The following is a 22998-nucleotide window of genomic DNA, read 5'->3' on the forward strand; positions in this document are numbered from 1 at the left end:
AGGAACGACCATGTATCAGCCAAGCGAAAAGGCCCAGCAGATCATCGAGGCCATCAGTGGCTTCGTTCGCAACGAAATCCTGCCCCTGGAACAGCAAGCCGGTCTCAGTTGGGCAGAGCCGCACCCGCGGGCGGTACTGCAGCAGGTATGGCAGCGCTCGTGCGAGCAGGGCTTCTACAACATCATGCTGCCCGAGGCGATAGGTGGCGCCGGGTTGAGCGTGTCAGACCTGTGTGCGGTCAAGGAAGCCACGGTGCTCACCGGCTCGATGCTGGCGCCGCACATTCTCGGTGAGCTTTCCGGGCCGCCCCGTATCGGCCATCTGTTCAAGGTGGCGAGCCCGACCCAGATCGAGGCGTTCCTGCAGCCGGTGTGCCGTGCCGAAAAGGCCGTGTGCTTCGCCCTGACTGAAAGCGAAGCCGGCTCTGATGCAACGGCGATCAAGACCTCCGCACGGCGGGAAGGTGAACACTATGTGCTGAACGGCGCCAAGCGTTACATTTCAGGTGCGCCCTATGCCGACATTGCGGTGCTGCTTGCAGTGACGGATCCTGGGCGCGGTGCCCAAGGGATTTCGGCATTCTTCGTCGACCTGAGCGCGCCGGGGGTAAGGGTTGAAAGTGATTATTCGGTCATGTCCGGCGGTGGTGCGCATGGCGACATCATCCTTGATGACGTACGGGTGCCGGCGGCCAACCGCATTGGTGAGCAGGGGCAGGGTTTCAAGCTGGCGATGGGGCGTATCACCCTCAACCGCCTGCTGCATTGCCCCACCTTGCTGGGGCTGGCCGGCCTGGCACTGAACCTCTCGATCGACTATGCCCGCACGCGCAAGCAGTTCGGCCAGCCTATCGCCATGTTCCAGTCGATCAACCACATGATCGCCGACATGGCCACCGAGCTGCATGCTGCACGCAGCATGGTCTACGCCACGGCAGCGGTGAATGACGCCGGCGGCAATATCCGCACCCAGGCCCCGATGTGCAAGCTGTTCGTTTCGGAGACGGCCTTCCGCATCGCCGATCGCGCCGTGCAGATACACGGCGGTGCCGGGCTGGTGCGTGGCAACCCGGTGGAGTGGATATTCCGTGCGACACGTATGATGCGCATTCTCACGGGAACCAGCGAGATCCAGCGCAACACCATCGCCAAGGGCGTGCTCATGCCTGAGCAATGACGCGGTATGCCCGGCCCCCGGTGGCCGGGTTCTCCAGACAAGAACAATAACGAGAGATCATCATGACTCATACTGACACCCCCGCACGTGCAGGCACGGCCTGGATGATTGCGGTACTGCTGGCGCTGTTGATGCTGGTGAACTTCCTGGACAAGGTCGTCATCGGCCTGGTGGCGGTGCCGATGTCCAAGGAACTGGGCTTGTCCCCTGCCGAGTTCGGCCTGGTAGGGGGCGCACTGCACTGGTTCTTCGCCATCTCGGCGGTGATAGGTGGCTTCATGGCCAATCGCCGGCCAACCCGCACCCTGCTGCTGGGGATGGGCGCGTTCTGGGCGCTTATCCAGTTGCCCATGTTGTTCGTCAGCTCGCTGTGGGCGATCGTCGCCTGCCGGGTGCTGCTGGGTATTGGCGAGGGACCGGCCTCACCGGTGGCTACACATGCCTTGTACAAGTGGTTCCCCAACGACCGTCGCAACCTTCCCGTGGCGCTGTTGCATACCGGCAGTGCGCTGGGGCTGCTGGTAGCGGGTGCCATGATTCCATGGATCAGTGTGCACTACGGCTGGCGCATGAACTTCATCGTGCTGGCGGTGATCGGCGCGGTGTGGTGTGTGCTGTGGTGGTGGCTGGGCAGCGAGGGTAACCTCGACCGCATTCGCCCGGGCCAGCTTGAAGAAGGGCAGGCCCCTGTTCCCTATCGTCGGCTGCTCGGTGACCGCACGGTACTGGGCAACTACTTGTGCCACTTCGCCGCCAACTGGTCCCTGGCGTTGACGTTGACCTGGGTACCGAGCTACCTGGAAACCGGGCTGGGGATCGACCCGATCATGACCGGCCAGGTGTTCGTTCTGTTCGTGGTGGTTACCACGCCGCTGAGCCTGTTCATGGCCTGGCTGTCCCAGCGAATGATGCGTGCCGGGTTGGCCACGCGCTGGTCGCGAGGTGCGTTCGTTTCAGTGTGCCTGATCGCCAGCGGGCTGCTGTCGGCGGCATTGTTTCTGCCGGGGCTGAGCAACGTCGAGCGGATCGTCAGCCTCACCTTCAGCGGCGGGCTGGCGCTGGTGATGTACTCCGTGGGGCCTGCCATGCTGGCGGAGTTCACGCCCAGCGGGCAGCGCGGCGGCATTCTGGCGATCGGCAACGGTATCGCCTCGTTGGCCGGGCTGTCGGCACCGGTGGTCACCGGTTTGCTGGTGCAGGGCGCCGGGGCCGGGCACACGGCAGGGTTTGGCCAGGGTTTTCTGGTGTGCGGCGCGGTGCTGGTGATTGCCGGGCTGATCGGGCTGGCCTGGATGGACCCGCAGAAAACCCGGCAACGTCTGGTGCAGGTGGGCACGGCTGCGCCTGCCCAAGCGTGATGTACACAGCGCTCAGAGGCTCTGCTCCGCCAGCGCCTCGCGCTCGATCAAGGTACCTTTCCAGCGCTCGCTGCGCACCGCATCCACCAGCAGTGCGCGCACCAGGTCGCGCATGCAGGCGGCGGCGAACGACAGCGGCTTGTGCTGCGAGTGGGCCAAGGCGATAGTGCGGGTGATGCGCGGTTCCACTATCAGCCGCGCGCTGGCAGGCGCGGCCAAATCCAGCAGCGGCGGCCAGTTGCTGATGGTGGCCGCCAGGCCAGCACGGACCAGGCTGGTGATACCGGGGGCCGACTGCTGTTCGTAGCTTGAGTCCAGTGTCACACCGGTCTCCATGGCAGCCTGCTCGATGCGTCTTCGCAAGTGCAGGCTACGGGGTGGCATTACCAGGCGGCTCGCTGCGGCCTCAGCCAAGGTGATGGGCGACTCGTCAGGGCCGTGCCCAGGCAGGCCGACCCAGTACAGGTCTTCGGAAAACACGGGCTCGGCGATTACATGGACAAGCTCTTCGGCGTTGGGCACCACGCCGAAATCCACCTTGCCCAGCTCGATCGCCTGACCACCTTCGCGGCTCAGGCCATCCCATACGGTGAGCTTGATCCCCGGGAAGCGTGCCTGGGCCTGGGTAATGATGGCCGGCAACAACAGTGCCGAGGCAGTGGCGGGAATCGAGATGGCCACGTGCCCCTTGGGGTTGCCGCGGCTGGACTTCAGCTCATCCTTCACCGAATCGAGCTGCTGCACGACCGATCGTGCCACTTCGTACAACTGCCGCCCGGCATCGGTCAGTTCGATACCGTCATGCTGGCGCGCCAGCAGTTGCATTTCCAGTTCGCTCTCCAGCAGGCCTATCTGTCGGCTCAAGGCCGGTTGGGCGATGAACGCCTGGCGTGCGGCATTGGAAAAACTGCCGGCTTCGACAATGGCGATCAAATAACGCAGCTGTTTCAAAGTCATTGTGGTTCTCAGGCTATGCCGAAGTGATATGGCAACCATCGGGAGACGCTATTTGTTCAGCCCCGGTGGCCTACTTAGTATCGGTAAGCAGCAAAACGAGGATAACAGAAACGTTCGAATAATTACCCAAGCCCTTGCCTGCAGGCCTTTGCGCCGTACTTAAGCATTAACTCGCAATTCACTCTCTAATAAACACAATAAGAGGTTAAGAGTGATGGCATCTCGTATTTTCGGTCGCTCGGGACCGTTGTCGGTACTTGCCTCATCAGTACTTTTTTCTGCGTCTGCCTGTGCCGCTCAGTTTCACTGGGGTGAACTTGAGGGGCAATTCGACTCGGCGCTTTCCTTTGGTACCAGTATTGCGACTGCCAACCCTGACCCGGCCCTGCACAACAGCGCCAACAGCGATGACGGCCGCCTGAACTTTGCCTCCGGCGATGTGTTTTCAGCGGTGTTCAAAGGCACCCATGACCTGGAGCTCAAGCACGATAACCTGGGGGTGTTCCTTCGCGGAACCTACTGGTACGACACGGCCCTGCGTGATCACGATCAGCGCTTCAAGCAGGTCGAGGACAACAACCGCAAGCGCTCGGCCAAGACCGCAGGTAGCCAGCTGCTCGATGCCTTCGGTTACTACCTGTATGACATCGACGGCCAGCCGGGCTCGCTCAGGTTGGGCAAGCAAGTGGTCAACTGGGGTGAGAGCACCTTCATCCAGGGCGGACTGAACGTCATCAACCCCTTCAACCTGGCGGCCTTGCGCCGCCCCGGCTCGGAAGTGAAGGACGCGCTGGTGCCGGTGAACCTGTTCTACTTCACCCAGAACCTTACCGAAGCGCTGTCGGTCGACGGTTTCTATCAGCTGGACTGGGAACAGACCCAGCTCGACAACTGTGGCACGTTCTTTTCGAACAACGACTTTTTGCCCGATGGGTGTGATGGCCTCGACGTGGGCGCCAGGTTGCTCGGCAACCCCACAGCCGTGGCCGGGCTTGCGCCGTTCGGTGTGAACCTCACCAGCGAAGGCGTGCGCATACCTCGCGGCAGCGACCAGGATGCCCGCAACAGCGGGCAGTGGGGCGTTTCGCTGCGCTGGTACGTGGCGGCGCTGGACACCGAGTTTGGCGCTTACGCGGCGAACTACCACAGCCGCACGCCTTACCTGGGTACGGTCAGCAGCCCGTATTTCGACAACCGCCGTTTCGCCCCGCAGCTGTGCGCCAACCTCGCTATCGGGCTTGCAGACTGTGCCGCTTTCCTGGGCTCCAGCGCAGGCCAGTCGCTGGTCGGCGCGCTACGCCTTGGCACCTCGCAGTACCGGGTGCAATACCCCGAGGACATTCGCCTCTACGGCCTTTCGTTCTCCACCACCCTGCGCACCGGCACGGCGCTGCAGGGGGAGCTGAGCTACCGGCCGAACATGCCCATGCAGCTCAACGGTACCGACATCATCCAGTCGTTGTTGAACGTCGATGGCCGCTCGCCATTGCTGGGTGACGGCCTGCGGCCAGACAGCGCCAGTACGTTGTTCGACGGCTACCGCCGTAAAGAGATGACCCAGTTGCAGATAACCGCTGTTCACGCTTTCAGCCAGGTGATGGGGGCCAACCAGTTGCTGTTGATAGGCGAGGCGGGCGCCACCTACGTGGGCGGTCTGGAGGGCGCCTATGGCCCCCGTTACGGGCGCTCGGGCACGTTCAACAGCGGCGAACTGGCGGACAACAGCGTGTGCGTGGCCATTTCCAAAACCCCTGAGCACTGCAACGACGAAGGCTTCATGACCCCGTTTTCCTGGGGCTACCGGCTGCGCGCCACCTGGGCCTACCCCAACGTGATTGCCGGTTTCGACCTGCGGCCGAACCTGTCCTGGGCACATGACGTGCACGGCACCGGCCCGGTGGAGGGCTCGGCGTTCAGCGAAGGCTCCAGGGCCATCAGTGTCGGGTTGGATGCGACGCTCGCCAGCACCTACAGCTTGAGTGTGTCGTACACCGACTTTATCGACGGCGACTATGGCACCCGCGGCGACCGGGACTTCATCTCGCTGAGCCTGGGCGTCACTTTCTGAGGGCATGACAATGAAAATGCGCATGGTGATGATCGGCCTGTTCTGGGCGAGTGGCACGCTGGCAGCAGCCGGCCTGCCCGACAACCTGACCCCGGTGGGAGCCGAGCGTGCTGCCAGCCCCGACGGGCGCATCCCGGCCTGGCAAGGTGGGTTGAGTACAGCCCAGCAACGCCTGGGCGACAACGGCACGCCGCTGGACCCGTTTGCCGATGAACAGCCTCTGTACCGGATCACGGCCGCCAACTACCGGCAGTACCGAGGTCAGCTTACCGACGGCCAGGTGGCCTTGCTCAAACGCTTCCCAGCCAGCCTGAGCTTGCCGGTGTATTCCACCCACCGCAGTGTTGCGGTACCCGACGCGGTCGCGGCATCGGCCGCCCGCAACGCCGAGCAGGCGCAGCTGGATGACCAGGGCAACGGTGTGCGAGGTTTTACTGGCGTCATCGCCTTTCCGCGGCCAACCAACGGCCTGGAGGTGATCTGGAACCACCTGACCCGGCATCGCAACGAGAGCTACAGCCTGAGCTCCGACAGCGTCACGCCGCTGAAGAATGGCCGCTTCGTGCTGATGAGCGCGCGTCAGGAAGTGGCCCGGCCTGAAGGCTTGGCCAGCCTGGGGGCGGGCAATGTACTTTATTACTTCACCTACCGCATGACGGCGCCCTCGCGGCTTGCCGGCGATGCGATGGTGGTGCATGAGACACTGGACCAGGTCGCCGAGCCGCGCTTGTCCTGGGTGTACAGTGCCAGCCAGCGGCGGGTGCGGCGGGCGCCGAACATCGCCTATGACACCACCGGCCCAGGCACCGCCGGCCTGCGGACCGCCGACAGCCGCGACATGTTCAATGGCGCGCCAGACCGGTACGACTGGAAGCTGCTGGGCAAGCAGACGCTGCACGTGCCCTACAACAGCTACCGCTTGGCATCGCCCGAGCTGCGCTATGCGGACCTGATCAAGCCAGGCCACATCGACCCGGCACCGACCCGCTACGAACTGCACCGGGTATGGGTCGTGGAGGCGACATTGAAGCCCGGGGCGCAGCATATCTACGCCAAGCGCCGTTTCTACCTGGATGAAGACACCTGGGCCATTCTCGAAACAGACAGCTACGACGCGCGTGGCGAGCTGTGGCGCACCTCACAGGCCCATGGTTTCTTTCACCCCGGCGGCCAGGTGGCGGTCAACGCCATGGAGGTTACCTACGACCTCAAGAGCGGCCGCTACCATGCATCGGGCTTGATCAATGAGCAGCGTCGGCCCTTTGCTTTCAATGTGCGCACCAGCCTTTCGTACTTCTCGCCCGGCGCACTGCGTAGCTTTGGTGTGCGTTGATGGGCGTGCCTGAACCATGGAATGACTGGTCGCGGCGGCTATTGGGTCAGGGTGAAGCGCCTGATCCGCGCTTCACGCTGGCCAACGAACGTACCTTCCTGGCCTGGGTCCGGACCGCGCTGGCGTTGCTGGGTGGCGCAATCGCCATTGAAACCTTCGCCGGCCACGTCCTCGAGAACCCGCTGCGGCTGTGGCTGGTCGCTGGCCTGATGCTGCTGAGCGCATTGCTGAGCGCTGGCGCCTGCCTGCGCTGGCTGCGGGTCGAGCGGGCATTGCGTCAGCGACGCCCGTTGCCGTTGCCGGCACTGGTGCCCTTGTTGGCGCTGGGCTGCCTGGTCGCCGTACTGCTGGCAGGTCTCGTCCTGTGGCCACGCTGGCATGGCTGATCCGGGCCTGCAGGCAGAACGCACCGAGTTGGCCTGGCGGCGCACTGTGCTGGCGCTGGTGGCGGTGGCGGGGTTGGCCTGTCGTCAGGGCGATGTGTACGTGCTGGCATTGGCGGGCATGGCCGCGCTGGCGCTGCTGGCCCGCCAGGGGCGGCGTTACGAACGGGGCTTGGCGATGTTGCAGGCCGAATGCGGCCAGCCTGCGCCGTGGGGAGTGCTGGCACTGGGTAGCGTGGTGTGGCTGATGGCACTGGCAGGCTTGTGCCGGTTGGCGAAGGGCGGCTAAGCAGAGTGCCGGCGCCGCCCGCCGCCGCTCAGGGCGTGACGATATTGAAGCGCGAATCAGCCTCTTCCAGCCCTCCCATGAATTGCAGGAACTTCACCCGCTCGCCTTTGATGTCGATTGCCCCTGCTGTGGCTTCCTTGAGAAAGCCTGTCTGCTTCAAGGCAATGCTGTCCAGCGTCTGTTTGCGCATGATGACCTCTACATCGGCCTTGGCGTGGCGCGCCAGGTCGCGGTGGGTGAGGACGCCGTTGCGCAGGGTGAGGGCGTAATCTTCGCCCAGGTCGGAAAAACGCCAGTTTACGGTCAGGTCGCTGTCGGCAGCCTTGTAGGCATTCACCCGCACGCCCAGGTAGTCGAAAAACAGGCTGGGCGTCAGGGCCCGTACCATGTCATCGGCGTTGCCACCGTTACCCGCACCGGCGGCAACGCCTGAGCGCAACTCCTGCGCGCCACTGAGGTAGGCATTGCGCCAGGTGGCGTTCTCGCTCTGGTAACCCAGTTGCTCCAGCGCGTCGGCCTGCAGTGCGCGGGCCTCTGTGTTGTCTGGCTCGGCGAATACCAGGTGGTTGACCAACTGCGCCACCCAGCGATAGTCGCCCTCGGCGAAGGCCTGGCGGGCCTGGGTCAGCACCTGATCGGCCCCCCCCATGGCCGCCACGTAACGCTTGCCGGCCGCTTGCGGTGGCAATGGGTCGAGGTTGGCCGGGTTGCCGTCGTAGAACCCCATGTAGCGTTGATAGACGGCCCTGACGTTATGGCTGAGCGAACCGTAGTAGTCGCGGCTGTACCATTTGCTTGCCAGGCGCGGCGGCAGGCTGGCCAGGGTCTGGGCAATTTCCATGGGTGTCTGGCCCTGATTGATCAGGCGCAGGGTCTGGCTGTCGATGAAGGCATACATATCGCGCTGGTCAGCCAGGTAGTCGCGGATGGCCGCACCGCCCCAAGTGGGCCAGTGATGCTGGGCGAACACCACCTCGGCCTGGTTGCCGTAGCGCACCAGCGACTGGTCCAGGTAATGAGCCCAGACTTTCGGATCGCGCACCAGTGCCCCGCGCAGCGTCAGTACGTTGTGTTGCACGTGGGTGGCGTTCTCGGCCATGCACAGTGCCCGGAGCGCCGGGAAATAGATGTTCATTTCTGCCGGCGCCTCGGTGCCCGGAGTCAGCTGGAATTCCACCTCCACGCCGCTCAGGGTCATGCGTTGCAGCGGTTGGCTGATTTCGAGCGTGGGCGCGATGAGGCTGACGGTGGCATTGGCCGGCACGCCCTTGCCCAGTCCGGCATCCACCTGGCCTCGCGGCCCACGGGGCAGGGGGGCGCCGTACATGTACTGGGCGCGGCGTTTCATGGCCGGTCCGGCCAGCACGTTTTCACCGATGGCATGTTCGAAGAACCCCTCGGGTGCAATGACCTGGACTTTGCCAGCCTTGACGTCCGCCTCGTTGATCACCCCGCGCACGCCGCCGAAATGGTCGACGTGCGGGTGGGTGTAGATCACCGTGGTCACCGGCTTGCGCGGACGGTGCTTGAAGTAAAGTTCGAGGCCCGCCTTGGCGGTCTCCACGGCAAGCAGCGGGTCGATCACAATCAGCCCGTCCTGCCCCTCGACGATGGTCATGTTGGCCAGGTCCAGGCCGCGAAGCTGGTAGATGCCCTCGGTGACCTTGAACAGCCCGGCGATGTTGTTCAACTGAGCGATACGCCACAAGCTCGGGTTTACCGTGGCAGGGGACTGCGCCGGTTCCAGAAAAGCATACTGGGCCAGGTTCCACACGGTCTTGCCATCGGCTGTCGCGACTGGCCCGTCGAACCGCTCGACCAGCCCACGCCGGGCTGTTTCGTAATCGACGCGATCCTCGAACGGTAACCGTTGTAGCCACTGCTGGTTGCTGGCCTGGGTGGCCGGGGTGGCATCCTTGGCCGCTGTTGCGGCCAGGCTCGGAAGTGGGGCCAGCAGGGCAAGCGCCAGCATCGACAGTGAAAAGCGCATGGGATGTCCTTGTTGTTATTGGGGCAGAACACTCTAGGGGAGGGGCTTGCGCACCAGCCAATACCAGAGCGGCATGGCCGCTATCGCGTTTCCTGATGGCTTCAGGCGGGGGGCAGCGTGAGGATCTGTTCGACCAGCCAGGCCAGGGCGGGGTCGTGCTGACGGTGGCTCAGGTGCACCAGTTCCAGCTCGAAAGGCTCCAGGGCAAAAGGCAGTTCGTGCACCGCCAAAGGCAGCAGGTGCGCAAACTGCTGGGCCAGTTGCCGCGGCAGCACCACACACATGTCGGTGGCTGCGGCCAGATGGGCGGCCTGCAGGTAGTTGGGCGTGGTATAGGCGATTTGCCGGGTCAGGCCTTGCTCGGCCAGCCACTGGTCGACCATGCCCCGGGTCTGGCCGCCGTGCACCCAGATGTGCCGCAAGCCCAGGAACGTGTCGAGGTCCAGTGCCTGGCCTGGCGCCAGGTGCTGGTGCTGCTGGCGCAGCGCGATCTGCAGGGTTTCACGGCGCCAGGGGTGGCGGGTGAAGCGCGCCGGCACCTCGTCGAAACGGCCCAGTACCAGGTCGAGGTCGCCCCGGTCCAGCGCCTCGGCCGGCAGGTTGGGGGCCAGGTGCACCACGTCGATGCGCACGTTGGGTGCCAGTAGCTCCAGCCGCGCCAGGAGTGGCGGCATGCACAGCTGTTCGACGAAATCGGTGAGGGCGATGCGCAACTGGCGGTGGCTGCGCTGAGGCTCGAAGCCATCGCCGGTGCCCAGCGTCTGCTCGATCTGCTGTAACGCCGCACGTATCGGCCCCTCCAGTGCCAAGGCCCGTGGCGTCGGGCGCATGCGCCGGCCCACGCGGACCAGCAGCGGGTCGCCCAGCTGGTCACGCAGGCGCGCCAGGGCATTGCTCACGGTCGGCTGGGTGAGGGCCAGACGCTCGGCTGCCCGCGATACGTTCTGTTCACGCAGCAACATGTCGAAGACGCGCAGCAGGTTCAGGTCGAAGTTCGAAATATTCATGCTGAAAATATATGGCATACGAAATGGAAATTTCAAAAATACCTTCGGCCTGCTTAGGGTGATCACAGTCCTCATACCTACAAGAAAGCAGGAGCGTTGCGCGTGAATACTCCCTTCCCGATCAATCAGGTGGCTGTGATAGGTGCAGGCACCATGGGCCGCGGCATCGTCATCAGCCTGGCCAACGCCGGGCTGTCGGTGCTGTGGCTGGACTGCAACGCGGCAGCGCTCGAAGCCGGGCTGGGCATGGTCAGCCAAGCCTGGGCCCAGCAGGTGGACAAGCAGCGCATCACCCCGGCCCAGGCCGAAGCCTGCCTGGCGCGTGTGCAGGCAGTGGACGGCTATCCGGCGTTGGCGGAGGCCGACCTGGTGATTGAAGCGGTGTATGAAAACCTGGCGCTCAAGCAGGAAATCTTCCGTGCACTGGATGCACACCTCAAGCCCCGTGCGATCCTGGCCAGCAACACCTCGGCGCTGGACATCGACGCGATTGCCGCCGTCACCCAGCGGCCGTCCCAGGTCCTGGGGCTGCATTTTTTCAGCCCTGCGCATGTCATGAAGCTGCTCGAAATCGTGCGGGGGACGCACACCGGTCCGAAGGTGCTCGACGTCGCCAAAGCGCTGGGCGAGCGCATGGGCAAGGTGGCGATAGTGGCAGGCAACTGCCCAGGGTTCATTGGCAATCGCATGTTGCGCAGCTATGTGGGCGAAGCGCGCAAGTTACTGCTTGAAGGTGCTTTGCCTCATCAGGTGGATGCGGTGCTGCAGCAGTTCGGCTTCGCCATGGGGCCGTTCCGCATGTACGACGTGGTGGGCATCGACCTGGAGTGGCGCGCCCGGCAGTTGGCCGGGCAAGGCATGCACGACCCGCTGGTGCAGGTCGATAACGCGCTGTGCGAGCTCGGTCGTCTCGGGCAGAAGACCGGGCAAGGCTACTACCGCTATGCGCCCGGCAGCCGACAGGCCGAGCATGACCCGCAGGTCGACGCCCTGGTGCTGCAGGTGTCCCAGAACCTTGGCTACCGACGCCGGGGCATCAGTGCCGAGGAAATCCTTGAGCGCTGCCTGCTGGCACTGGTCAACGAAGGGGCGAAGGTTCTCCAGGAAGGTATCGCCGCCAGCAGCGGCGACATCGACCAAGTCTGGCTCCACGGCTATGGCTTTCCGGCTGCCACTGGCGGGCCCATGCGCTGGGCTGACGAGCAGGGGGCGCCGTTTATCCTGGCCCGGCTGGAATACCTGCAGGGCGTGCTTGGCGAGCATTGGCGCCCGGCAGGGCTGCTCTACTCACTCGTGGCCGGTGGCAAGCGTTTCGAACCGCGTGGGGAGGTTCAGGCATGAACTACCAGGCGCCCCTTCGCGACATGCGTTTCGTGCTGCATGAACTGTTCGACCTGAGCGGACATTGCCAGCAACTAGGTATCGAACTGGACCGCGACACCCTCGACGGCATCCTTGAAGAGGCCGCACGTTTCACTGGCCAAATCATCGCACCACTCAATCGCAACAGTGACGAACAGGGCTGCCAGTGGGTGGGCGGCGAGGTCACCACCCCGGACGGCATGCGGGACGCCTATCGGCAATACGTCGAACATGGCTGGGCCAGTATGACCGGGCCGCAGGCCTATGGTGGCCAGGGTCTGCCGCAGATGGCATCGGCCAGCTTCCATGAAATGCTGATGGCGGCGTCGTTGTCGTTCCGCATCTACTCCGGCCTGACCGAGGGCGCGGTCCTGGCGTTGCATCGCCATGGCAGCGAGGCACTCAAGCAGGCTTACCTGAGCCGGATGGTCAGTGGCGAGTGGGCCGGCACCATGTGCCTGACCGAGCCGCAGGCCGGCACCGACCTGGCGTTGCTGCGTACCCGCGCCCAGCCGGAAGCGGACGGCAGCTACCGCGTTACCGGCAGCAAGATATTCATCAGTGGTGGCGAGCAGGACCTGACCGACAACATCGTTCATCTGGTACTCGCGCGCCTGCCTGATGCGCCGGCCGGTGTGAGAGGCATCAGCCTGTTCCTGGTGCCCAAGCTGCTGCCCGGTGGCGAGCGCAATGCGCTGGGCTGTGGGGCGCTGGAGCACAAGATGGGCATCAAGGGGGCCTCGACCTGCGTGATGAACTTCGACGGTGCCCAGGGCTGGCTGGTGGGGGAGGCCAACCAGGGGCTGGCCTGCATGTTCACCATGATGAACGATGCCCGCTTCCAGGTCGGCCTGCAGGGGCTCGGTATTGCCGAGGCCGCTTTTCAGGGAGGGCTGGCCTATGCCCGGGAGCGTCTGCAGTCGCGCTCGCTTGCCGGGCCGGTGGCAGCGGAAAAGCCTGCCGATCCGATTATCGTCCATCCAGACGTGCGGCGCATGCTGCTGACCCAGAAGACCCTTACCGAGGGCTGTCGCATGCTGGGCATCTACACCGCTCGGCAACTGGACCTGGAGCATGCTGCGAAAAGTGCACCGGCGCGCCAGGCGGCAGCTCGGCGGGCGGCGTTGCTGATCCCTATCGTCAAGGCGTTCTTCACCGACGTCGGTCAGGAAGTCGCCAGTCTTGGGGTGCAGGTGTACGGCGGTCACGGCTACATCCGCGAGTGGGGGATGGAGCAGTTGATGCGCGATAGCCGCATCACCCAGCTTTATGAAGGCACCAACGGCATACAGGCCCTCGACCTGATACGCCGCAAGGTACTGGGGGACGGCGGGGCCGAGCTCAATATGCTGATCGACGAAATGGCGCTGCACGTCGGGGCTGCTAGTGCGCTCGACGGCCTGCAGGCCATGGCGACGGCCGTGGGGCAACGTTTGGAGGAATGGCGCGTCTTGGCCGCCCATGTGGTCGAGGCCTGTCAACGCGACCCCCAGGAGTCAGGGGCAGTGTCGGTTGATTTTCTTGCCTACTCGGCCTACGTGCTGTTGGCGGCGATGTGGTTGCAAGCGGCTGTGCGCGCTCAAGCAACGCTTGCCGCCGGCAGCGCGGAAACAGCCTTCTACAGGGCCAAGCTTGACGCCGCAACGTTCTACTGGCGGCGGCTCCTGCCCCGCGCCACTGCTCACCGCGAGGCCCTGCTGGGTGGCGCGGATTGCCTGATGGCGTTACCGGCGAGCGATTTCGCGTTCTAGCGCACGGCAAACCATACGAACAAGGAGAGTGCGATGCAGCCTTTCAGCTTTGCCACCACTGCGCAGATCCTCTGCGAACCCGGCGCGGTGCAGCGCCTTGCAGGTCTGTGCCGTGAGCGCGGTGCCAAGCGTGTTTTGATTGTCAGTGACCTGGGTATCGCCCGCCTTGGCATGCTTGATGACCTGCTGCCGGGGTTCACGGCAGCCAAGGTCGGTGTGGCGATCTTCAGTGAGGTTACGGCCGACCCTAGCGAGGCATGCGTGCTGGCTGCCGCCCAGCGCGCCCGGCATATCGGCGCCGACCTGGTGGTGGGGTTCGGCGGCGGCAGCTCGATGGATGTGGCCAAGCTGGTTGCGCTGCTGGCCCACCGCGATTGTTCGCAGCCCATCGCCGAGCTTTACGGCATCGACAGGGCCAAGGGCCGCCGGCTGCCGTTGATCCAGGTGCCCACCACGGCAGGTACCGGTTCGGAGGTGACGCCGATCGCCATCGTCACCACCGGCGCCACCACCAAAATGGGCATTGTTTCGCCGCTGCTGTTGCCAGACCTGGCAGTGCTCGACGCCGTCTGTACCCTCGGCCTGCCATCGGCGGTGACTGCTGCTACCGGTATCGACGCCATGGTGCATGCCATCGAAGCCTATACCAGCCGCCTCAAACGTAACCCGCTGTCCAGCCTGCTGGCCCGTGAGGCGCTGCGGCTGCTGGCGGATAACCTTGACCAGGCTGTGCACAACGGCGGCAACCTGCAGGCCCGCCAGGCCATGCTGCTGGGGGCTTGCCTGGCCGGCCAGGCCTTTGCCAATGCACCGGTGGCGGCGGTGCATGCCTTGGCCTATCCGCTGGGTGGACATTTTCATATTCCCCATGGCCTGGCCAACGCGCTGGTGTTGCCGCACGTGCTGCGCTTCAACCTCCCGGTGGCGGCAGTGGACTACGCTGAACTTGCCGTGCCGCTGCTGGGGGCCCGTTTGCAGCCCGGCGATCAACGCCAGCAGGCAGAACAATTCGTGGCCGAGCTGGCCGCGCTGAGCAGCCGCTGCGGGTTACCTGACCGCCTGCGCGACGCCGATGTACCGCGTCATCGGCTTGGCCAGCTGGCCGAAGACGCGATGCAACAGCAGCGCCTTTTGGTCAATAACCCGCGTGAAGTCACCCAGGCCGATGCGCTGGCCATCTACGAGGCGGCCTACTGATGAGCCCTTACCGGCAACGTGAACACTATCGGCACTACACGCCCATCACCACGCGGTGGCACGACAACGATGTCTATGGCCACGTGAACAACGTGGTCTATTACAGCTTTTTCGACAGCGCCGTGAACCGCCTGCTGGTGCGGGAGGGCGGGTTGGATATCGACCAGGGGAGGGTGATCGCGCTGGTGGTCAGCTCCGCCTGCGACTACCAGGCGCCGGTGGCCTTTCCGCATGACATCGAAGTGGGCCTTGTGGTGAGCCGGTTGGGTAACACCTCGGTGCACTATCAGTTGGCCGTGTTCCTTGCCGGTCAGCCATTGGCCTGCGCCACCGGCCGCTTCGTCCATGTATTCGTCGACCGCGAAGGGCGGCGCCCGGTGCCGGTACCTGACTGCCTGCGGCGCGTGTTGAGCGAACTGCAGCCCCTATCCCCTGAGGAACAGCCATCATGAAAGACGCCGTGATCGTCGCCACTGCTCGCACACCTATCGGCAAAGCCATGCGTGGCGCCTTCAACGACCTGAAAACCCCCAGCATGACGGCTGTCGCTATACGCGCCGCTGTAGAGCGGGCCGGTATCGAACCGGCGCAGGTCGATGACCTGGTGCTGGGGACTGCCATGCAGAGCGGCACTGCCGCGATCAACCCGGGTCGGCTGTCGGCGCTGGCCGCCGGCCTGCCCCAATCGGTCAGCGGTCAAACCGTCGACCGCCAGTGTGCTTCAGGCCTGATGGCCATTGCCACGGCGGCGAAGCAGATCATGGTTGATGGCATGCAGGTGACCATTGGCGCAGGTCAGGAGCAGATCAGCCTGGTGCAGCAGGTGCACAACCAGCTGGCCAGTGAGGCTTACGACCCCGCGGTGTTACGCATGAGCGAGCACGCCTACATGCCGATGCTGCAAACGGCCGAACGGGTGGCCCGGCGTTATGGCATAAGCCGCGAAGCACAGGATGTCTACGCCCTGCAGTCTCAGCAGCGCACGGCGGCGGCGCAGGCAGCAGGGCTGTTCGCCGCTGAAATCGTGCCGGTCATCGCACGCAAGAAGGTGGTGGACAAGCTGACAGGTGTTGTCAGCCATGAAGAGGTGCGCCTGACCCAGGACGAAGGGAACCGGCCGGCAACGACCCTGGCCGATCTGCAGGGGCTCAAGCCCGTGGTCGAAGGCGGTTGTGTCACGGCCGGCAATGCCAGTCAGTTGTCCGATGGCGCCAGTGCCTGCGTGCTGATGGAGGGCGCGCTGGCGGCGCGCTCGGGCATCGCAGCCCTGGGGCTTTACCGCGGTATCGCCGTGGCTGGCCTTGCACCCGAGGAAATGGGCATCGGCCCGGTATTGGCTGTGCCCAAGCTACTGCGCCAGCAGGGCCTGACGGTAGACGATATCGGGCTATGGGAGCTGAACGAGGCGTTTGCCTGCCAGGTGCTGTATTGCGCCCAGCAGTTGCAGATCGACCCGGCGAAACTGAACGTCAATGGCGGCGCCATTGCTATCGGCCACCCCTATGGCATGAGCGGCGCGCGGATGGTCGGGCATGCGCTGCTGGAGGGCAAGCGGCGTCAGGTGAAGTACGTGGTCGTGACGATGTGCGTGGGCGGCGGCATGGGCGCGGCAGGCTTGTTCGAAGTGCTTTAGGCCGATACCCGGGGCCAGCCCATGGCGCTGACCGGGACGCAGGCGCAACCCGCGCCCACTGTGTCCCGGCCAGGGCTGGTTATGAGCCTACAGCAACCGCGTGGCGCGAAGCCGGCTGCGGCAATTGGCGGAAGCCTTCACGGATGGCAGCGATCAGTTCCGCGTCCTTGACGGGGCACAACCCGGGGAAAGGTTTGTCGGCATGGGTGAGCACGGCTTCGACGCTTGCCTGGTTATCGCGGTAAACCTGCCTGATTGCCTGGCTTTCCATGTCCTTGCTGTCGCTGCAGTTCAGGGCGTGGTGAATGGCGAGGCCCGCCCCAAACGCCAGGGCTGGGGTTGCAATACCGTGCTTGCGGGCAAGGTCGATGCTACTGAGGATGCGTTCGTTGCGTTGCAGCTTGCGCAAGGGGTCGCGGCCTACCCGGGCGCAAGGGTCTTTGAACGAGGTTTTGCAGCGCTCGAGGAATGCCTCGGCAAAGCGGCTGACCACCTCGGCCATCTGTGGGTATTCGGCCACCAGTGCGGGCGCGACCTCCTGGCGAATCAGGCGCTCGGCCAGTTCACTCACCCGCGCATCGCCCATGCCCTGGCCGACCCAGGCATGGCCCAGCAGGCTGGCGTACCAGGCCACGATGGCGTGCGGGCCGTTCCACAGGCGGTTCTTGATGATCTGGATCTGGGCGATGTCTGGCACTGTCTTAACCTGGCGCAGGCGTTCGAGCAGATCGCTGCCGCGTTCGGCGTAAAGCGGCATGTCAGCTTCGCTGTTGAACAGCACCAGATGCAGCTGGCTCATGGCGCTGCTGGGCTGTGCAAAGGGCCTGAAGTGGCCGATCAGCCGTTCGTACTCTGGTAGCGGCGCTGAAGGTTTGCGGGTGCTTGCAGGCTCGTCTTCCAGGCTGTTCTGGAACATCTGCGACTTGATGCGCAGCTGCCGTACCAGCGCATCATTGCCCAGTTTGGACACGATGCGGCTGACCACCGTTTCGGCGAAATGGGTCTTCTGCAAAACCTGCTCGCTGATCGCAGGCGGGCACAGCAACGCCAACTCGGCTTGCACATGACGCCGTACGAACGCCGCACCGCCAACCTTGTTCAACACGATCAGCAGGGTCAGCTCGCGGCCTCGGCGCTCGAAGCGTTGCAGCAGGCCTTGGGCGATCACCCTGGCCTGGCTTCTGATGGCCTGCTCGGGCAAGCTCAGGCCGATGATTTCGGCAGTGGTGTACATGCCGATGACCGCGTCGTCATCGTCCATGTCGATCATGCGCACGTTGTCGATGGTCTGGTCGAACGACGTGGCGCCGTAGCGCACGCTGTAGCGGCCGAAAGCGCTGACGCTTTCGCGCAGCATGCGCGAGCGGGTTGCGGCAATGATTTCACGCGGTCGGGTGTAGCCGTCCCAATGGGAAAATACCTGTGTCAGGTAACCGCCGCCGATGGCGCCGAAACCATGAATGCCCACGCTGAACTGGTTCATCGAGGCCGGGAACGGCTCACTCAATGCAGGCATGCCCAGGTCGGGTACGCACTCGCTCAGGTCGGCGAGAAACTCATGCATGCTGCGGTAGGCTTTGAGCGCACCCGCCTTGATTTCCGGCGCAGGCGGCTTGATGTCCTCGATCAGGATCGCCTGCCCTTCGGCGCGCATCGCCGACAGCATGCCGTTTTCCGAGTCCTCGACCATGAAGCACTGGCCTGGCTCGCAATTGAGCGCGCGGGCGGCTTTCAGGAAAATCTCGGGGTGGGGTTTGCCTTGGCTGACTTCATCGCCACAAACGGTGATGTCGAAGTACTTCAGCACGTTGGCGTTGATCAGGTATTCCTCGGCGATGGCACGGCGGCTGGAGGTGGCCACTGCCATGGTCAGGCCTGATTTGCGCAAGCGCTCCAGCACCTCCAGCAGGCCGGCCTTGATCGGTACGCCGTGATTGCGCACGTACGCCAGTTCAAGTTCATCCGCGCGTTGGCGGATTTCGGCGTACGGGAAGTCTTCGCCGTTATGCGCCTTGGCGAGGGCTTCGGCCTTTTTTGCGCTCAGGCCCAGCGAGCCAATCAGGGTCTGCTCGCTCAGCGCTTTGCCGAAGATTTCCAGAGACGCTTGCTTGAGTGTCTTGAAGCGCAGGCGCTCGGTGTCGAAGAGGGTGCCATCCATATCGAAGATGGCGCTGAAAATGTGTTTACCGTGAAAGAAAAGCATTGGCTGTTGCCCCTTGTCGTTGCGTCAGGCACCCCGCCTGCAACAGGCGAGAACGGTGTGAGAGCTGCAGTAGAGGCAGTCAGGTCGGGGGCACACGTTCGACAGGGGGACGGTCAGGGGTGACACAGAGGTAAGGCGGGGCGGAGCGGGGCGTGCAGAGGAGGTTGGCAACCGTTGAGGCGAGGCGGGTGGCGCGTTTGGCCTTGAGGTCACGCCCACTGGCTGCAGTCGGTTTCGCAGGCAGTGGGCGCAAATAGCGATGGATACGTGTGATTCCAAGCATGAGGTACTTTGCTTCCTTTTCGTCATGGGTGATCCTTTTTCAGCCTTGCACGTATGCGCCGCGACATGCAAGGCTTGGCCTCCCGCTCGCATTGCGCAACAAGGTGAACCCCAATGACCCAAGCTACCGACCAGGCCTTTTACGATCGTGCCGATGCGCACATCGAACTGGCGAACCAGCAGATCGAAAAGTTCGAAGACCTGGGCAAGGTAAGCGCCTCGCTGACCTTCGGTGCCGCGCGCTTCAGCGCCTGGATGAGCGCCCGCAGCTTCAAGAGCGGCGCGGAGCTGGGTGCGGCACGGGAAGAGATTCTGAAGTACTTCTGTGATCAGTACCGGATGATGCTCGAGGACAACCTCGATGAGCATATCGAGCATTTTGACCAGTACATGCTGGGCAAGAACGACTAAGCCAGGCGCGCCGTTTCCCTCAGCGATTTGGCCATTTCTGCAGCAGGATCGAAACGAATTTCTCCGCAGCCGGCGACAACGATGCGCCGCGCCGGTACACCAGCCCTAGCGTGCGGGTGACTTGCGGCTCGATCAACGGCACGCTCACCAGCGTGGGGTGGTCGGCATTGGGCATGGCCAGGCTGGGCATGGCCGACACACCCAGCCCGGCCTCGACCATGCCCAGTGACGTGGACAGGTGTTGCACTTCGTAGAACCATTTGGGCCGCAGGTTGAGCCCGGACAACGCATGGTCCAGCAGCATGCGGTTGCCACTCAGGCGGCCGACGCCGATCAGGCGGTAATCAGCCAGCTCTGTCCAGGTAACGGAGGCGCGGTTCGCCAGTGGGTGGTCACGCCGGCAGGCCAGTACAAAGTGCTCCTGCACCAGCGAGACAAACTCGATGTCCGGGTGCTGGCCGCTCATCATGTTGATGCCGAAGTCGGCCTCGCCACGCAGCACGGCCTCGAGCCCGTCGTTGGCGCTAAGGTCCAGCAGGCGAATGCGGATTTTCGGGTATTGCTCGTTGTAATCGCGGATCACCGACGGCAGGAAGTAGAACGCCGCGGTAGGAATGCAGGCGAGGGTAACCTGACCGGTCTGGCGCTCGGCCAGTTCGCGGATGCTGAGGATCGAGTCTTCAAAATCATCCAGCAAGCGCCTGGCCTTGGGCAGGAAGTCGCGGCCCACGCTGGTCAGGCTGACCCGGCGAGTGGTGCGTTCCAGTAGCGAGGTGCCCAGGCCTTCCTCCAGTTTCTTGATCCGCCGGCTCAGGGCCGGCTGGGACAGGTGAAGCGCTTCGGCGGCCTCATGAAAACTGCCAAGTTCGGCGATTTTCACGAAAGATCTGATGTCTTGCAGCTCATATTCCATAAGAAACCTTCGACTGGCCTGGCGCTATATTGATGTTTGAATCGCAATAATAGCTACGATATTTGCATTGGATTGATTTATCCATCCCTGTCACTCTTTTGCTCACAGCATCAATGATGTCCATTGATCAACAAGAGTGCGAAATCATGCAACGAATTCCTTGCGTACTCATGCGCGGCGGTACCTCCAAAGGGCCGTTTTTCCACGCCTGGGACCTGCCTGCCAATGTGGTCGAGCGCGACGAATTGCTGATCAACCTGATGGGGTCTGGCCATGAGCTGGAAATCGACGGCATCGGTGGCGGCAGCCCGCAGACCAGCAAGGTGGCGATCATTAGCCCGTCATTGCATGCCGACGCTGACGTCGACTACCTGTTCGTGCAGGTGATGGTCGCACAGCGCCGGGTCGATACGGCCCCAAACTGCGGCAACATGCTGTGTGCGGTGGGGCCGTTCGCCATCGAACAGGGGTTGGTAAAGGGCCAGGAAGGCAAGACCTTGGTGCGCATTCGCAACCTCAACACCGGCACCTTCGTCAATTCGCTGGTCGAAACGCCCGGCGGTATCGTGCGCTACGAAGGCCGCACGGCGATTGATGGGGTACCGGGCACTGCCGCCCCGGTGCACCTGACCTTCCTCGACGCGGTCGGCAGCAAGACCGGCAAGCTGTTCCCCACGGGCAAGGCCCAGGACGTGATTGATGGCGTGCCGGTGACCTGCATCGACATGGCCATGCCGATGATGGTGGTGGAGGCCAGCCAGTTGGGGGTCAGCGGCTCGGAAACCCCGGCTCAGCTGGACGCCGACAGCGCGCTGCTCGAACGCCTGGAAGCGTTGCGGCTGAAGGCCGGAAAGGCCATGGGCCTGGGCGATGTCAGTGGCATGGTCATCCCCAAGCCAGTGCTGGTGTCCAAGCCGCGCTACGACGGCACGCTGCAGGTTCGCTATTTCATGCCGCACAACTGCCATCGTGCCTTGGCGATCACTGGAGCCGTGGGGCTGGCGACTGCCTGCGTCAGCCCTGGCACCGTGATTGCCGACCTGTTGGGCGAAGGCGCGCAGCAACTGGCCGAGGTCCGTTTGGAGCACCCAAGTGGCGGCATCGATGTTGCGCTGACGCGTAGCGCTGCCGACGGCCAGACGATCCAGGCTTCGGTGGTGCGAACCGCCCGGCGGCTCTTCTCAGGGTTCGTCTACGCCCCTACATTCCGCAGGTTGGCCGGGTAGTTCCAGGCACCGATCCAGACCTGCACATTCGTAACAAGCGCATCCGCACAATTTCAACAATGGGTGATGCCATGAGACTCGCCAAATCGCTGTATTTCCAGATTCTCTGCGCCGTTCTGCTGGGCGTGGTGGTCGGACACTTCTGGGCGCAACAGGCCGTGGCCCTCAAGCCGCTGGGTGATGCGTTCATCAAGCTGATCAAGATGATGATCGCGCCGGTGGTGTTCTGCACCATCGTCACAGGCATCGCCGGCATGACCGACAAGCGTTCCCTGGGCCGCTTGATGAGCAAGACCTTGCTGCTGTTCCTGGGGCTGACGGTGGTGAGCCTGGTGATCGGACTGGCGGCGGTCTATCTGTTCAAGCCAGGTGCCGGCATGAACATCGATCCTGCCACCCTGAGCACGGCGGGCCTGAGCCAGTACACCGCGTCGGCTGCTAAGCTGAGCGTGGTGGACTTCTTCATGCACATCATCCCGGACACCTTCATCGGTGCCTTCAACAAGGGTGAGGTCTTGCCGGTCCTGTTCATCGCCGTACTCAGCGGTTTCGCCCTCTCGTCGATGGGCGAAAAGGGCAAGCCGGTACTGGACGTGCTGGAGTCAGCCTCGACCATGGTGTTCCGCATCTTCGGCTACCTGATGCGCTTTGCCCCGGTCGGCGCTTTCGGCGCACTGGCATTCACCGTGGGCCAGTACGGCATTACGTCCCTTGGCGCGCTGGCCAAGCTGGTGGGGACGTTGTACATCGCCTGCGCCTTCTTCGTGCTGGTGGTGCTCGGTGGCATCTGCCGCGCCCATGGCTTCAGCCTGTGGAAGTTGCTGCGCTATTTCCGCGAAGAGTTCCTGGTGGTGCTCGGCACGTCCTCCACCGAGCCGGTGCTGCCGCGCATGCTCGAGAAACTCGAGAAGCTTGGGTGCAAGAAAGGCGTGGTTGGCCTGGTGCTGCCCACTGGCTACTCGTTCAACCTGGACGGTACTGCCATCTATCTGTCGTTGGCAGCAGTGTTCATCGCGCAGGCCTGCAACATCGACCTGAGCCTGGGCCAGGTGGTCACCATGCTGGCAATCATGCTGCTGTCCTCCAAGGGCGCGGCAGGTGTTACCGGCAGCGGTTTCGTGGCCTTGGCCTCGACCCTTACCGTGATCCACGACATTCCCTTGGCCGGCCTGGCCCTGTTGATCGGGGTCGACCGCTTCATGTCGGAAGCCCGTGCGCTGACGAGTCTTGCCAGCAACGCAGTGGCGACGGTGGTGGTTTCGTTGTCCGAAAACGCCTGTGACCGCCAGACGCTGCACAGCCGGCTGAATGGCGAGCCGGTGGTCAGCCCCGTCGCTGAAACAGCCGACTGGGTCGCCGAACCACACCGCCACGGCTGAGCCTCGACACCCTCAAACTTTTTGCAGGCCCCCACCAGGCGTTGCCGGGTGGGGGTCAGGGGGCCGTCTGCGCTGCAGG

The 22998-nt window shown here is 63.7% G+C and carries 19 protein-coding genes; 14 read left to right on the top strand and 5 right to left on the bottom strand.

Annotated features, from left to right (window positions below; translation table 11 throughout):
- Positions 1-10 precede the first annotated feature (10 nt).
- Complete coding sequence (locus tag ACF8FG_RS13895) at positions 11-1177, top strand: acyl-CoA dehydrogenase family protein (RefSeq protein WP_019437988.1); 1167 nt, start codon at positions 11-13, stop codon at positions 1175-1177.
- Positions 1178-1281: 104 nt separating this feature from the next.
- Positions 1282-2535: an MFS transporter gene (locus tag ACF8FG_RS13900; protein WP_014591854.1), complete on the top strand. Its 1254-nt coding sequence runs from the start codon at positions 1282-1284 to the stop codon at positions 2533-2535.
- A gap of 12 nt (positions 2536-2547) precedes the next feature.
- Here ACF8FG_RS13900 and ACF8FG_RS13905 read toward each other — a convergent pair whose 3' ends face one another.
- Positions 2548-3492, bottom strand: a complete 945-nt coding sequence (locus ACF8FG_RS13905) for a LysR family transcriptional regulator (RefSeq protein WP_014591853.1) — start codon at positions 3490-3492, stop codon at positions 2548-2550.
- Between the two features lie 214 nt (positions 3493-3706).
- Here ACF8FG_RS13905 and ACF8FG_RS13910 point away from each other — a divergent pair, with 214 nt between their 5' ends.
- The 4 genes from ACF8FG_RS13910 to ACF8FG_RS13925 are packed head-to-tail and all read left to right on the top strand — an operon-like array spanning position 3707 to position 7565.
- A complete protein-coding gene (locus ACF8FG_RS13910; protein WP_267273752.1) occupies positions 3707-5560 on the top strand; it encodes a DUF1302 domain-containing protein in 1854 nt (617 codons plus the stop codon).
- 22 nt (positions 5561-5582) lie between these two features.
- A complete protein-coding gene (locus ACF8FG_RS13915) occupies positions 5583-6893 on the top strand; it encodes a DUF1329 domain-containing protein (protein WP_014591851.1) in 1311 nt (436 codons plus the stop codon).
- Positions 6893-7279 (top strand): YidH family protein, encoded by a 387-nt coding sequence (locus ACF8FG_RS13920; RefSeq protein ID WP_014591850.1) that lies wholly within the window; start codon positions 6893-6895, stop codon positions 7277-7279. Before ACF8FG_RS13915 ends, ACF8FG_RS13920 begins: the two co-directional genes overlap by 1 nt.
- The gene (locus ACF8FG_RS13925) at positions 7272-7565 is read left to right on the top strand and encodes a DUF202 domain-containing protein (protein ID WP_014591849.1); all 294 of its coding nucleotides are present in this window, start codon (positions 7272-7274) and stop codon (positions 7563-7565) included. The genes ACF8FG_RS13920 and ACF8FG_RS13925 overlap by 8 nt, the downstream gene beginning before the upstream one ends.
- A 28-nt stretch (positions 7566-7593) precedes the next feature.
- On the opposite strand, the gene ACF8FG_RS13930 is transcribed toward ACF8FG_RS13925, so the two are convergent.
- On the bottom strand, positions 7594-9555 hold the full coding sequence (locus ACF8FG_RS13930) for an alkyl/aryl-sulfatase (protein WP_014591848.1): 1962 nt from the start codon (positions 9553-9555) through the stop codon (positions 7594-7596).
- 101 nt (positions 9556-9656) lie between these two features.
- Positions 9657-10580, bottom strand: coding sequence for a LysR family transcriptional regulator (locus tag ACF8FG_RS13935; RefSeq protein WP_392518891.1), 924 nt, complete (start codon positions 10578-10580; stop codon positions 9657-9659).
- Between the two features lie 84 nt (positions 10581-10664).
- On the opposite strand from ACF8FG_RS13935, the gene ACF8FG_RS13940 reads away from it, so the two are divergent.
- The 5 genes from ACF8FG_RS13940 to ACF8FG_RS13960 are packed head-to-tail and all read left to right on the top strand — an operon-like array spanning position 10665 to position 16505.
- Complete coding sequence (locus tag ACF8FG_RS13940; protein WP_014591846.1) at positions 10665-11903, top strand: 3-hydroxyacyl-CoA dehydrogenase; 1239 nt, start codon at positions 10665-10667, stop codon at positions 11901-11903.
- Entirely contained in the window at positions 11900-13675 is a 1776-nt protein-coding gene (locus tag ACF8FG_RS13945) for an acyl-CoA dehydrogenase C-terminal domain-containing protein (RefSeq protein ID WP_318082220.1), read from the top strand. The genes ACF8FG_RS13940 and ACF8FG_RS13945 overlap by 4 nt, the downstream gene beginning before the upstream one ends.
- Positions 13676-13708: 33 nt before the next feature.
- Positions 13709-14872, top strand: coding sequence for an iron-containing alcohol dehydrogenase (locus ACF8FG_RS13950; protein WP_392518894.1), 1164 nt, complete (start codon positions 13709-13711; stop codon positions 14870-14872).
- Positions 14872-15324: a thioesterase family protein gene (locus ACF8FG_RS13955; RefSeq protein ID WP_014591843.1), complete on the top strand. Its 453-nt coding sequence runs from the start codon at positions 14872-14874 to the stop codon at positions 15322-15324. The genes ACF8FG_RS13950 and ACF8FG_RS13955 overlap by 1 nt, the downstream gene beginning before the upstream one ends.
- Complete coding sequence (locus tag ACF8FG_RS13960) at positions 15321-16505, top strand: acetyl-CoA C-acyltransferase (RefSeq protein ID WP_070384167.1); 1185 nt, start codon at positions 15321-15323, stop codon at positions 16503-16505. The genes ACF8FG_RS13955 and ACF8FG_RS13960 overlap by 4 nt, the downstream gene beginning before the upstream one ends.
- Positions 16506-16584: 79 nt before the next feature.
- On the opposite strand, the gene mtlD is transcribed toward ACF8FG_RS13960, so the two are convergent.
- Positions 16585-18708 (bottom strand): bifunctional mannitol-1-phosphate dehydrogenase/phosphatase, encoded by a 2124-nt coding sequence (gene mtlD / locus ACF8FG_RS13965; protein WP_392518897.1) that lies wholly within the window; start codon positions 18706-18708, stop codon positions 16585-16587.
- A gap of 396 nt (positions 18709-19104) precedes the next feature.
- Between mtlD and ACF8FG_RS13970 the strand changes: the two genes are divergently transcribed.
- On the top strand, positions 19105-19401 hold the full coding sequence (locus ACF8FG_RS13970; protein ID WP_003247266.1) for a DUF3144 domain-containing protein: 297 nt from the start codon (positions 19105-19107) through the stop codon (positions 19399-19401).
- A gap of 19 nt (positions 19402-19420) precedes the next feature.
- On the opposite strand, the gene ACF8FG_RS13975 is transcribed toward ACF8FG_RS13970, so the two are convergent.
- Positions 19421-20314, bottom strand: coding sequence for a LysR family transcriptional regulator (locus tag ACF8FG_RS13975; RefSeq protein WP_003247268.1), 894 nt, complete (start codon positions 20312-20314; stop codon positions 19421-19423).
- A 146-nt stretch (positions 20315-20460) separates the two neighbouring features.
- Between ACF8FG_RS13975 and ACF8FG_RS13980 the strand changes: the two genes are divergently transcribed.
- Entirely contained in the window at positions 20461-21540 is a 1080-nt protein-coding gene (locus ACF8FG_RS13980; protein WP_019437995.1) for a 4-oxalomesaconate tautomerase, read from the top strand.
- Between the two features lie 71 nt (positions 21541-21611).
- On the top strand, positions 21612-22919 hold the full coding sequence (locus tag ACF8FG_RS13985; protein WP_026031899.1) for a dicarboxylate/amino acid:cation symporter: 1308 nt from the start codon (positions 21612-21614) through the stop codon (positions 22917-22919).
- Positions 22920-22998: the final 79 nt, after the last annotated feature.

Source organism: Pseudomonas sp. YQ_6, from assembly GCF_043103245.1.
Taxonomy (GTDB): domain Bacteria; phylum Pseudomonadota; class Gammaproteobacteria; order Pseudomonadales; family Pseudomonadaceae; genus Aquipseudomonas; species Aquipseudomonas alloputida.